Raw genomic sequence first — 10,992 nt, 5'->3', positions numbered from 1 at the left:
CAAAACCATCACCGGCCACGACCAGATGGAACTGGCGGTGAAGTCCTTCTTCCGGCGCGTCCAGAAGCTACCCGGCCACGTCCGCAGCTACTTCCAGGCCCCACACACCATTTACGCTTCAACCGTTTAGTTCCTGGTCAATATGTCAGCCCTCGAACGGGCTCAAGCCCATTGGAATCTCCAGACGGGGCGTTTGACGAGACTTGTGGCGTAACTGTCGAGCGCCACTTCTTCCTGCCAGATGCTTGGGCAGAATCCCGCGTGTTCCAAGGTGATTCGCCGCGCCTCGGTGAGGGTGGACGGTGGTGCGGCCACGGACAGTTCCAGTGTGGTGCTGCCGAGCCGGACCACGCGGATGCCGAATCTGTCCTCCCAGGTGCGTAGGACCGCGGAGATCTTCTCCACGTCCCAGGTGTAGTCCATCGCGCCGGTCCAGCCGATCAGGGCCGGGGTGTCGGCGCTGCGGATGCTGGGGACGAGTGCGAGTCGAGTCGTGTCGGGGGCCTCGGCGGCCAGGCGGCCCGCAGCGTATCCGGGATGGACGGACAGTCGCTTGGCCGGGGCGAATCCGGGCCACCCGTTGCCCGAGTAGTCGAAGTACTCGCGGATCAGCTGGTCGCCGGGGACTCGTTCGATGACATCGGTGGTCGGGGCGGCGCCGAGGAGATCGATGTCCACCGACGAATCGAGCAGCAGCGGGTACAGGCCGGTTCGCAGATGGTCGTCGTACATCCGTTCCCACCACCGGCGGAGTGCGGGCCCGGCCTCCTCGGACACCCACATGACGGGCCTGCCGCGCCCACCTTCGGCGGAGACGACGTGCCCGGGCGGGAAGTCCTCGGGCAAGGTGTTGAACGAATTGTTGGCACACATGGCGTTTGAACCCCCTGGAGTCCGTCGGAACTCGATCGAATCTGTGCCCGCGAAGCTATGCCGGGGCACCGACAGACAGCGATTCCGCGACACAGATCCAAGGTGAGAGGTCTGTGCAGGTCAGGTGTGGTGATTCTTGTCGGTGGGGCTCGGTAACCTGCCCACATCGTTCGAGATCATGGGGAGGTTGTGGTGATGACGCACTGCACGACGGGCTCGAAAATCGGTTTCGCCGAGTGCTTTTCGGCGATAGCCTCGGTATCACCGTGGGCGAGGTGCGCTGCGGGTTCTCGGCCGGAGGAGGGAAGCGATGCGAGGCGTGTACTGCGCGGTCGTCGCCACCCGGTCTCGGTTCGAGGTGATGCCGGTGTCCATGCGGGCCCGGTGTCGGCTGCGCGGCCGACACTGAGGGACCGGACCGATCACGGGCCCGTCGTGGGCCCTGGCGAGCTGCCTGCGGGCGCTCGTGTCCGGGAATTGCGCTGTCCCGATCCGGATCAGCAGAAACGACCGAATACCGTGCGTACCAACCTGTCTCGAACCACCCCGGCCATTGTTCGCAATCTGGGCTCCTCGCCCATGTCGATGCCGGGAAGACCACTGTCACCGAGCGCATGCTCTACCTGGCCGGGGAGATCCACCGGCGCGGTGAGGTGCGCGAGGGCACGACCGTCACCGATTACGATCCGCAGGAACGGGATCGGGGCATCACCATCTTCGCCGCCGCCGTGAGCTGCGGGTGGCGCGAGCACCGGCTCAATCTGATCGATACGCCCGGGCATGTGGACTTCTCCGATGAGGTGGAGCGAGCGCTGCGGGTGCTGGACGGCGCGGTCGCGATCTTCGACGCGGTCGCCGGTGTCGAGCCGCAGAGCGAATCGGTGTGGCGGCGGGCCGATCGGTACGGGGTGCCGCGGATCGCCTTCGTGAACAAGATGGACCGCGCCGGAGCGGATCTGGATGCCGCCGTGGATTCGATTCGCCGCCGATTGCATCCGACTCCGGTCGTGGTGCAGTTGCCGATCGGCCGGGAAGGCGGGTTCTGCGGTGTCGTGGATCTGGTGCGGATGCGGGCGCTGGTGTGGGCGGACGATTCCGGTGTGCTCGCGTGCGAGCCGATTCCGGAGGAGCTGCTCGCGTAGGCGGCCCGTCGGCGTGCCGAGTTGGATGAGCTTGTGGCCGAACGACATTCGACGGCCTTCGAGGAGTATGTCGTGCGATCCGAGTTGTCGGAGGGCACCCTCGTCGAGGCGTTGCGGGCGTTGACCTGCCGCGGCGAGATCGTGGTGGTGCTGTGCGGGGCGGCCTACCGGAACCGTGGGGTCGAGCCGCTGCTCGATGCGGTGGTGGATTATCTGCCCGCGCCGCTGGATCGTCCGGCGGTGTGCGATGTCTGTGACGAGACGCGACGGCGCTCGGCGGATCCGGCGGAGCCCTTCGCGGCGCTGGTGTTCAAGGTGCAGGCGACGTCCACCGGCCGCCTGACCTACCTGCGGGTGTATTCGGGAACGCTGAGCAAGGGTGATGCGGTGCTCGATGCCGCCGTGCGGCGGAGCGAGCGCATCGGACGGATCCTGCGGGTGCAGGCGGATCGGAGAACGGAGGTGAGGCAAGCGATGGCCGGTGACCCCGCGGCCGTACCCGAGGCAGCCTGATCGCCGTCTCGGGTACGGCCCGCCCGCGCCGACAACCGCGCGTCGGACCTGTGCCGTTGTGCCGAGCTGTGCTCGTGGCGTGAGGTGCTCGACGCTTCGAGTGCGGGACCGCTCAGCGCCGGTAACTGTTCGTCGGACTTCTTCAGGCTGTGTCGCGCTGCATCCTTGTAGTGAGAGTCTGTTGTATCGGTTCCGAGCGATATATCGGTGGGGAGGTGGTGGAGCATCAGGGCGGACAGGACACGGTCGAATTCGGCGTCGGGGTCGGAGCCGATCACTTCGGCCGCGGGTTGGGCTCGGATGGTTTTGATGGCGAGATTGCCGGTGCCGCAACCAATTTCGATGACGCGGTGGCCGGGTTGGAGGTCGGCCTGTGCGATCAGGCGGTCGTGCAGGGCGGGGGTGCCCAGGACTCGGGAGAGGAGGTCGAAGGCGGGCAGCAGGATGTCGTGTCCGGCGGCGGGGAGGTAATCGTGCGGCTGACACGGGTGGTGCGCCATCAGCGTGGCATGCCGGTCCACGACTATCGGAGCGATCCGGTGACGCCGCCGGTGTCGACGATGCGGTACTCGGGTTCCGAACCCGCGCGCCGCCGGCACATCCACAACTTCCCGGCGCTGTGGTACGTGCCGACGACCGGGTCGGTGCACGTGGCCGCGGCGGGACAGGTGGTCGACGGGTCGATGATCGAATCCGTCCGTACGGGTGTGGTGTGTTCTTCGATCCGGCCGCGCTGGGTAGTGCTCACCGTGCCCGCCGCCTACTGTCCGACCCCGACCTGCCGATCGCCGAAATCGCCCGCCGCACAGGCTTTTCCGATCCGGGATACTTCAGTCGCCAGTTCCGCCGCACCTTCGGACTGGCACCCCGGAGTTGGCGTGCGACCCCACCGACCTGAGCTGGTGAGTACCGATACCGCCCACAGCAGGATCGCGCCTACAACCAGGTGTCGAGGGTGGTTGTGGTGAGGAAGTGTTCGAGGTCGGCGCGCCAGGGAGCGGGGGTGGTCTTCTCCGGTTCGATGGCGGTGTACTGGCCTCGGTAGAACAGCAGGGGTCTGCCGGACTCGGTGGATTCCGACAGGTTCTGGACGCGGCCGAATACGACGTAGTGGTCGCCGCCGTCGATGACGTTGTCCACGGTGCATTCGATGGTGGCCAGTGCGCCGTCGAGTGCGGGCAGGTTCAGGTCCGTTGTGTGCCAATCGATTCCGGCGAATTTGTCGGGTTCGCGGGAGCCGAAGCGGGCGCACACGGGTTGCTGTTCCTCGGCGAGCATGTTGACGCAGAAGCTGCCGTTGGTCTCGATCGCCTTCCAGGAGCGGGACTCCTTGGTCGGGCAGAACAGCACCAGCGGCGGGTCCAGCGACAACGCGGCGAAGGACTGGCACGCGAAGCCGATCGGGGCCGAGTCCTCACCGAACGTTGTGATCACGGTGATGCCGGTGCAGAACTGCCCCAGCACATTGCGGAACTGGCGCGGGTCGATAGCGGGTTGCTCACTCGTGGTCATCTGCACTTGCCCTCTACTTGAATCCCACCGAGAAGTCGTGACCCCACAGGCTCACGGCGGTGGACTCCCGGGCGATCCAGGAGTGATCGTCGACTTCCAGTCCCTCGCAACCGTATTCGATGTCGAAGCCGCCGGGGGTCTTCATGTAGAACGAGAGCATCTTGTCGTTGATGTGCCGGCCGAGGGTGGCGGACATCTTGACCTTCTTGCGCGCCGCGCGATCCAGACACAGGCCGACGTCGTCGGAGTTCTCCACCTCGACCATCAGGTGCACGATGCCGGTCGGGTTCGGCAGTGGCAGGAACGCCAGCGCGTGGTGGCGCGGGTTGCAGCCGTAGAACCGCAGCCAGGCCGGGTCGCCGTCGGCGGGACGGCCGACCATCTGCGGGGGCAGCCGCATCGAGTCGCGCAGCCGGAAGCCGAGAACGTCCTGGTAGAACGCCTGTGCCGCAGCGTCGTCGGTGCAGGTCAGCACGACGTGGCCGAGGCCCTGTTCGGCGGTGACGAACTTGTGCCCGTACGGGCTGACGAACCGGCGGGCCAGATACTGCGCACCGTAGAACGCCTCGAGGGTGTTCTCGCCCGGATCCTGGAACCGGATCATGCCCTCGACGCGGCGGTCGGCGAGTTCCTCCTTGGTGGCCTCGGTGAACGGGACGTCCGCCTTGGTCAGGGTCTCCCGAAGACGTTGCAGCGCAGGGGCATCGGTGACCTCCCAGCCCGAGACCTGCAACCGGTCCCGCTCGCCGGGCACGATGACCAGGCGGGCGGGGAAGTCGTCCATGCGCAGGTAGAGGGCGTCGGGGTTGGAGCCCTCGCCCTCCATCATGCCGAGCACCTTGAGCCCGTACTCGCGCCAGGCCGCCATATCGGTGGCCTCGATGCGCATGTACCCGAGCGCACGAATACTCATATTCACCTCTCCTGTGTCTTGCGGGACACCCGCACCCGGTCGGCACGATGACAGGCTTCGCCATGGTATGTCATCGTGCCTCCTTGACCCCGAGCAGGAAATCGGTTGTCAGACGGTTGAATTCGTTGAACTTCTCCGCCTGGGCCCAGTGCCCGCAGCCGCCGAACACATGCAGTTGTACCCGCGGAATGGACTTGACCGCCACCAGCGCGCCGTCGAGCGGGTTGACCCGGTCCTCGCGGCCCCAGATCAGCAGGACGGGCTGACGCAGCTTGTAGGCGTCGCGCCAGAGCATGCCCTTCTCGAAGTCGGCCGAGGCGAAGGATTTGCCCATCGCGCGCATGGCGGCCAGCGACTCGGGGGTGCGGGCGAGTTCGAAGCGCTCGTCGATCAGCTCGTCGGTCACGAGTTTCTGGTCGAAAACCATGATGCGGATGAACTTTTCGATGTTCTCGCGGGTCGGTTCGCCGACGAAGGTGCTCAGCGCCTTCACGCCCTCGGTCGGGTCGGGCCCGAACAGGTTCGTGCTCACGCCGCCGGGACCCATCAGCACGAGCTTGCCCGCGCGGTCGGGGGAGTCGAGTGCGAACCGCACCGCCGCACCGCCACCGAGCGAATTGCCCAGAACGTGTACGCGGTCGGTGATTTCGAGCGTGTCGAGCAGATCCCGCAACGCCGAGGCGCTGTGCACGAAGTACTGCGGATGCTCGGTCGGCTTGTCGGACAGGCCGAATCCGGGCTGATCCACGGCCAGCACGTGAAAGTCCTTCGCCAACACCGGAATATTGCGCGCGAAGTTGGCCCACGAGGACGCGCCCGGACCGCCGCCGTGCAGCAGCACGATGGTGGGACCGTTGCCCACGCCCGCCTCGTGATAGTGCAGTTTCAGGTCGGGGCGGACCTGGGCGTAGCGGGAGGTGGACTCGAAGGTGATCTCCGAAACCGCGGTCATCACACCATCCCGTCGGTGACCGGCAGGCCGAACGCGTGCGTGCCGTACATCGTGTAGGCGCGCTCGGGATCGTTGGCGGCGTGCACCCGTCCGGCGTGCGCGTCGCGCCAGAAGCGTTGCAGGGGAGTGCCGTTCGCCAATGCGGTGGCGCCGGAACTCTCGAACATCTTGTCGATCGACGCGATGGCCCGGCCGGTGGCGCGGACCTGGTCGCGGCGGGCGGCCACGCGCAGCTCGAACGGGATCTCCGCGCCCGCGACGAGCAGCTTGTACTCGTCGGCGACGTTGCCCGAGAGCTGACGCCAGGCGGCGTCGATATCGCTGGCGGCCTCGGCGATGCGGACCTTGGCGAACGGGTCGTCCTTGGCCTTCTCACCGGCGTACGCGGCGCGCAGGCGCTTGCCCTGGTGCTCGACGTGCGCCTCGAGCGCGCCGTAGGCCATGCCGACGATCGGGGTGGAGATGGTGGTGGGATGGATTGTGCCCCAAGGCATCTTGTAGACCGGGTCGGTGTTCTCGGCCAGGCCGGGCGCGGTGAGGTCGTTCATCGACTTGTAGCTCAGGAAGCGGTGCCGCGGCACGAAGACGTTCTCCAGCACCAGGGTGTTGGAGCCGGTTCCCTTGAGGCCCACCACATTCCACACGTCGTCGATGCGGTAGTCGGTGCGCGGGACCAGGAAGCTGCCGAAGTCGACCGGCTTGCCGTTCTTGATCACCGGGCCGCCGACGAAGGTCCAGCTGGCGTGGTCGCTGCCCGAGGACCAGGCCCAGGAGCCGTTGACGATGTAACCGTCGCCGCTCTCGGTGACCACGCCCGCGCCCATGGGGGCGTAGGAGGAGGAGATCCGCACCGCCGGGTCCTCACCCCAGACTTCCTGCTGGGTCTGCTGGCTGAACTGGGCCAGATGCCAGTTGTGCACGCCGATGATGCCGGACACCCAACCGGTGGAGCCGCAGGCGCTGGCGATCTTGCGCACGGTGTCGTAGAAGATGACCGGATCGCACGCGTAGCCGCCCCACTGGCGCGGTTGCAGCAGCTTGAAGAAACCGGTCTCCTGTAGCGCCTTCATGGTCTCGTCGGGGATGCGGCGCAGATCCTCTGCCTCCTGCGCCTGTTCGCGCAGCTTCGGCAACAGCGCTTCGACCCGTTCGGTCACTTCTTGCGTCATCTCGGTGGCTGCTCCTGGCTCGATCGGTGCGGGGATCCTTCATCCTGGGGCTGATGTGTCCCCGGGACTGATGCTTACTCTGAGACTAGAACACGTTCCTGTTCATGTCGAGAACGGGTGTTCGCTGGGGGTGGTAGGTGGCCCGTGCCTGGTAGTCGTACGAATGACTGGCGCTGCGCGGGACAATTTTGTAACGTGTTCTAGTAATCGTAGAGGAGGGATCGCAATGGCAGGAACCCCACCACGGGGCGGGAAGGTCCGCGAGATCGATGTCGGCACCGCGCCCACCCGGTATGCGCGGGGATGGCATTGCCTCGGCCTGGCCGCACCGTTCCGGGACGGCAAGCCGCACGCCATCTCGGTGTTCGGCACCAAACTGGTGATTTTCGCCGACAGCAACGGCGAGCTGCAGGTACTGGACGCGTACTGCCGGCACATGGGCGGCGATCTGAGCATGGGCGAGGTCAAGGGCGATTCGGTCGCCTGCCCGTTCCACGACTGGCGCTGGGGCGGCAACGGCCGCTGCACCGGGATTCCGTACGGCCGCCGGGTGCCACCCCTGGCCAAGACCCGCTCCTGGATCACCCTCGAGCGCAACGGGCAACTGTTCATCTGGCACGACCACGAGGGCAACCCGCCGCCGGACGAGGTCACCATCCCGCACATCGAGGGCCCGTACACCGACGCCGAGGGCAACGCGACCGAAACCCTCGACGACGGCTGGACCGAGTGGACCTGGAACTCGATGCTGATCGAGGGCGCCAACTGCCGCGAGATCATCGACAACGTGGTCGACATGGCGCACTTCTTCTACATCCACTTCGCGTATCCGACGTTCTTCAAGAACGTCTTCGAAGGGCATGTGGCCTCGCAGTTCCTGGAGACCAAATCGCGCCCGGACGTGGGTATGGGCTCGCAGTACGGTGATTCGCTGCTCAAATCGGTGGCCGCGTACTACGGACCCTCGTACATGATCAATCCGCTGAACAATTTCTACGGTGGGTTCGAGGTCAAGAGCGTGCTGATCAACTGCCACTATCCGGTGTCGCAGGATTCGTTCGTGTTGCAGTACGGCATCACCGTGCAGAAGCCGAAGGGCCTGGACGACGTGTCGTCCAAGAAGCTCGCGGAGAAGATGACCGAGGGCATCGGCGTCGGCTTCCTGCAGGATGTGGAGATCTGGAAGCACAAGTCCAAGATCGAGAATCCGCTGCTGTGCGAGGAGGACGGGCCGGTCTATCAGCTGCGTCGCTGGTACGACCAGTTCTACGTCGACGTCGCCGAGGTCGATCCCAAGAGCACCCAGCGTTTCGAGTTCGAGGTCGACACGACCAAGGCGAACGAGGCGTGGGAGGCGGAGGTCGCCGAGAACCTGCGCCGCAAGCGGGAATCCGACGAGGCGGCCGCCGCGGAGGCGGGTGTGTGATGACCACCTGGGCGAAGGCGCCGGATTTCGCGGATCGTCCGGAGCGGCGGGCGCAGGTGCGTGCCCAGACGGTCGTGGACAAACAGCACTATCTCGAATCGGGGATGACGCCGCTGTCGTGTCTGACGTGCGGGTCGAAAGTCCTTGTGCGCAAGTCGAGTTCGCAGCAGACCTCGGTGCAGTGGACGGTGGATCCGGCGCGGAGTTGTCCGGTGTTCAAGGAGTTGGCCGGTGGGCCGGGGCGTCCCGAGGGGTGCCCGAATCTGCAGCGTGCGATCGAGCATGCCGTGCACGAGGGGATCATCGCCGTCGAGGAGTAGATCTGTTGTGCGAGAACGCACCTCGTCCGAAGTTTCGGGCGGGGTGCGTTCTGGTGTGGGGACGGGTCAGTCCAGGCGGAAGTCCTGGAAGTCGAATCCGGGGGCGACGATGCAGCTGACCAGGACGTATTCGTCGGTGGCGGGTCTCGCGGACTGGCTGACACCACCCGGCACGACCGCTTGAAGTAGTTGCCCCGCTTCGACATTCGGGCCGAGGGTGATCTCGTCGCCGCCGATGTTCAGCAGCAGCGGACCGCCGCGCTGCCACAGCCAGATCTCGTCGGAGCGGACCGTGTGCGGGGCGGAGTGCTCGTGCGGCAGCAGCAGGAAGTGGATCGCGGTTGCCGCCGTGCGCGGGCCGTCGTAGCCCTCGGGGGTGAATTGCACTGGGCTGCGGTAGGTTTCGCGGAACCAGCCGCCTTCGGGGTGGGGTTGCAGGTCCAGGGCGCGGGCGAGTTCGGGGCGTTCGGTCACGGATTCTCCTGCGGCGGTCACTTGCTCGGATGTGGTCGGCTGTAGGCCAGGGTGACGTGCGTGAAGAGGTCGACGCGCTGGGTGCGGGCGGTGTGGCTGGCGGGTTCGAGCAGGCACTGGGTCGCGGTGCCGTCGTGGACGGCGACCAGGGCGCGGCCCAGGGCCCGCGGATCGGTCACGGTGCGGCCCGCGCGGTCCAGCAGGGCGCCCAGGACCGGCAGCAGGGCCGCGACGATCGCCTCCTCGCGCGCGGCCATCACCCGGCGCAGTGGCGGGTTGCGCAGGGCGTGCGCGGTGAATTCGTAGGTGATGCGAAACCACTTGTCGTCCAGGGGAATCGCGTCCAGGACCCGGGCGACTCCGGCGCGCAGGTCGTTCACCTCGGCGACTTCGTCCAGGACCGCGGACAACTCGTGCAGCATGCCCGCCGACCGCTGCTCCCACATCGCCAGGAACAACTCCTCGAGCGAGGAGAAATTCGAATAGAACGCGCCGCGCGTGTATCCGGCCGCGTCGCAGATCTGCTCTACGGTGCAGCGGCCGAAACCCTCGCGCGCGAACGCCTCGAACGCCGCGTCCAGCAGTCGCTGCCGAGTCTCGGCGCGCCGCTTGGTGACCCGGGGCGGACGCGGCGTCGCCGCATCGGTCTCATCGGCCCGCACGGACATCGTCACCTCCTGCCGCATCGAATACACGACCGTATCAAATTCGGGTTTGCGCTGGTCGCTCGTGCTGCTGGGGTGCGGTGCGCCGCGCGCGGCCGGATGTCGCGCGGAGTGCGTGCGCGTCGCGGACCGGCCGCGCACGGTCGCGGCGCGGGTTAGTGTGGGCGGTATGAGCTGGCGACAGCGTGGCGGTGCGGTCGGGGTGCTGACCGGTGCGGGGATTTCGACCGACTCCGGAATTCCGGATTTTCGCGGGCCGCGCGGGGTGTGGACCGAGGATCCGATCGCGGAACTGCTGTCGACCTACGACAACTACATGGCCGATCCCGCACTGCGACAACGTTCCTGGATCGCGCGCCGGGACAATCCGGCCTGGGCCGCGCGGCCCAATGCCGCGCATCGCGCACTGGTCCGCCTCGCCGAATCCCGCACGGTCGGGATCATCACGCAGAACATCGATCGGCTGCATCAGCGCGCCGGTTCGCCGCCGGAATCGGTGGTGGAGATCCACGGCAACATGTTCGAAGTCGAGTGCACCACATGCGATTTCCGCACCACCATGTCCGCGACGCTGGAACGGGTGGCCGCCGGTGAACCGGATCCGCCCTGTCCCGAATGTGGCGGCATCCTCAAGGCCGCGGTCATCATGTTCGGCCAGCAGTTGAATCTGCGCAGTATGCTCACCGCCCAGCTGATCGCCGAAACCTCGGAAATCTTTCTGGCCGTGGGCACTTCACTCCAGGTCGAACCCGCCGCCTCGCTGTGCGCCATCGCCGTCGAGCACGGCGCGGACCTGATCATCGTCAACGCCGAACCCACCCCCTACGACCCGATGGCCACCGAGGTCGTCCGCGACCTCATCGGTACGGCCCTGCCGCAACTGGTCGCCGACCTGCTCGCCCGCTCCGATTCGTAGGCGAGCCGAGCGCCCTGCCGACGATCGCCGCAGTGCCCACCAGGTCTCGACCGCGCTGTTGCACTGCGGATTCCACATCGGGGAGCGCTCGGGATCTGTGGATGATCGATGGGGCGT

The 10,992-nt window shown here is 66.6% G+C and carries 13 protein-coding genes; 6 read left to right on the top strand and 7 right to left on the bottom strand.

The window, feature by feature from the left end; translation table 11 throughout:
- Positions 1 to 162: 162 nt before the first annotated feature.
- Positions 163 to 873, bottom strand: coding sequence for a DUF4253 domain-containing protein (locus NRB20_RS12880; protein WP_153410245.1), 711 nt, complete (start codon positions 871 to 873; stop codon positions 163 to 165).
- 476 nt (positions 874 to 1,349) lie between these two features.
- Between NRB20_RS12880 and NRB20_RS38045 the strand changes: the two genes are divergently transcribed.
- The 3 genes from NRB20_RS38045 (at position 1,350) to NRB20_RS12870 (ending at position 3,426) form a co-directional block, all read left to right on the top strand.
- The gene (locus tag NRB20_RS38045; protein WP_319944839.1) at positions 1,350 to 2,015 is read left to right on the top strand and encodes a GTP-binding protein; all 666 of its coding nucleotides are present in this window, start codon (positions 1,350 to 1,352) and stop codon (positions 2,013 to 2,015) included.
- 72 nt (positions 2,016 to 2,087) lie between these two features.
- Positions 2,088 to 2,528, top strand: coding sequence for an EF-Tu/IF-2/RF-3 family GTPase (locus NRB20_RS38040; RefSeq protein WP_227833430.1), 441 nt, complete (start codon positions 2,088 to 2,090; stop codon positions 2,526 to 2,528).
- Positions 2,529 to 2,901: 373 nt separating this feature from the next.
- Positions 2,902 to 3,426 carry a helix-turn-helix transcriptional regulator gene (locus NRB20_RS12870; RefSeq protein ID WP_319944827.1) on the top strand — a complete coding sequence of 175 codons (525 nt, stop codon included), beginning with the start codon at positions 2,902 to 2,904 and terminating at the stop codon, positions 3,424 to 3,426.
- 38 nt (positions 3,427 to 3,464) lie between these two features.
- Here NRB20_RS12870 and hsaB read toward each other — a convergent pair whose 3' ends face one another.
- The 4 genes from hsaB to hsaA form a co-directional block, all read right to left on the bottom strand.
- A complete protein-coding gene (gene hsaB, locus NRB20_RS12865) occupies positions 3,465 to 4,040 on the bottom strand; it encodes a 3-hydroxy-9,10-secoandrosta-1,3,5(10)-triene-9,17-dione monooxygenase reductase subunit (protein ID WP_153410244.1) in 576 nt (191 codons plus the stop codon).
- Positions 4,041 to 4,053: 13 nt separating this feature from the next.
- Positions 4,054 to 4,953 (bottom strand): iron-dependent extradiol dioxygenase HsaC, encoded by a 900-nt coding sequence (gene hsaC, locus NRB20_RS12860; protein ID WP_153410243.1) that lies wholly within the window; start codon positions 4,951 to 4,953, stop codon positions 4,054 to 4,056.
- Positions 4,954 to 5,023: 70 nt separating this feature from the next.
- Positions 5,024 to 5,905 (bottom strand): 4,5:9,10-diseco-3-hydroxy-5,9,17-trioxoandrosta-1(10),2-diene-4-oate hydrolase, encoded by an 882-nt coding sequence (gene hsaD / locus NRB20_RS12855; RefSeq protein WP_153410242.1) that lies wholly within the window; start codon positions 5,903 to 5,905, stop codon positions 5,024 to 5,026.
- Positions 5,905 to 7,074 carry a 3-hydroxy-9,10-secoandrosta-1,3,5(10)-triene-9,17-dione monooxygenase oxygenase subunit gene (hsaA, locus tag NRB20_RS12850; protein WP_153410241.1) on the bottom strand — a complete coding sequence of 390 codons (1,170 nt, stop codon included), beginning with the start codon at positions 7,072 to 7,074 and terminating at the stop codon, positions 5,905 to 5,907. Before hsaA ends, hsaD begins: the two co-directional genes overlap by 1 nt.
- 226 nt (positions 7,075 to 7,300) lie before the next feature.
- Between hsaA and NRB20_RS12845 the strand changes: the two genes are divergently transcribed.
- Both NRB20_RS12845 and NRB20_RS12840 read left to right on the top strand, forming a co-directional pair.
- The gene (locus NRB20_RS12845; protein WP_153410240.1) at positions 7,301 to 8,500 is read left to right on the top strand and encodes a Rieske 2Fe-2S domain-containing protein; all 1,200 of its coding nucleotides are present in this window, start codon (positions 7,301 to 7,303) and stop codon (positions 8,498 to 8,500) included.
- Positions 8,500 to 8,820 (top strand): hypothetical protein, encoded by a 321-nt coding sequence (locus NRB20_RS12840; RefSeq protein ID WP_153410239.1) that lies wholly within the window; start codon positions 8,500 to 8,502, stop codon positions 8,818 to 8,820. The genes NRB20_RS12845 and NRB20_RS12840 overlap by 1 nt, the downstream gene beginning before the upstream one ends.
- Before the next feature lie 66 nt (positions 8,821 to 8,886).
- Here NRB20_RS12840 and NRB20_RS12835 read toward each other — a convergent pair whose 3' ends face one another.
- Positions 8,887 to 9,294 carry a cupin domain-containing protein gene (locus tag NRB20_RS12835; protein ID WP_319944826.1) on the bottom strand — a complete coding sequence of 136 codons (408 nt, stop codon included), beginning with the start codon at positions 9,292 to 9,294 and terminating at the stop codon, positions 8,887 to 8,889.
- A 17-nt stretch (positions 9,295 to 9,311) separates the two neighbouring features.
- Positions 9,312 to 9,962, bottom strand: a complete 651-nt coding sequence (locus tag NRB20_RS12830) for a TetR/AcrR family transcriptional regulator (RefSeq protein ID WP_194289819.1) — start codon at positions 9,960 to 9,962, stop codon at positions 9,312 to 9,314.
- A 166-nt stretch (positions 9,963 to 10,128) separates the two neighbouring features.
- Between NRB20_RS12830 and NRB20_RS12825 the strand changes: the two genes are divergently transcribed.
- On the top strand, positions 10,129 to 10,875 hold the full coding sequence (locus NRB20_RS12825; protein WP_153410237.1) for an SIR2 family NAD-dependent protein deacylase: 747 nt from the start codon (positions 10,129 to 10,131) through the stop codon (positions 10,873 to 10,875).
- Positions 10,876 to 10,992: the final 117 nt, after the last annotated feature.

This window comes from Nocardia macrotermitis, from assembly GCF_009604405.1.
In the GTDB taxonomy this organism is placed as follows: domain Bacteria; phylum Actinomycetota; class Actinomycetes; order Mycobacteriales; family Mycobacteriaceae; genus Nocardia; species Nocardia macrotermitis.
This window is presented reverse-complemented; position numbering and strand designations above follow the sequence as displayed.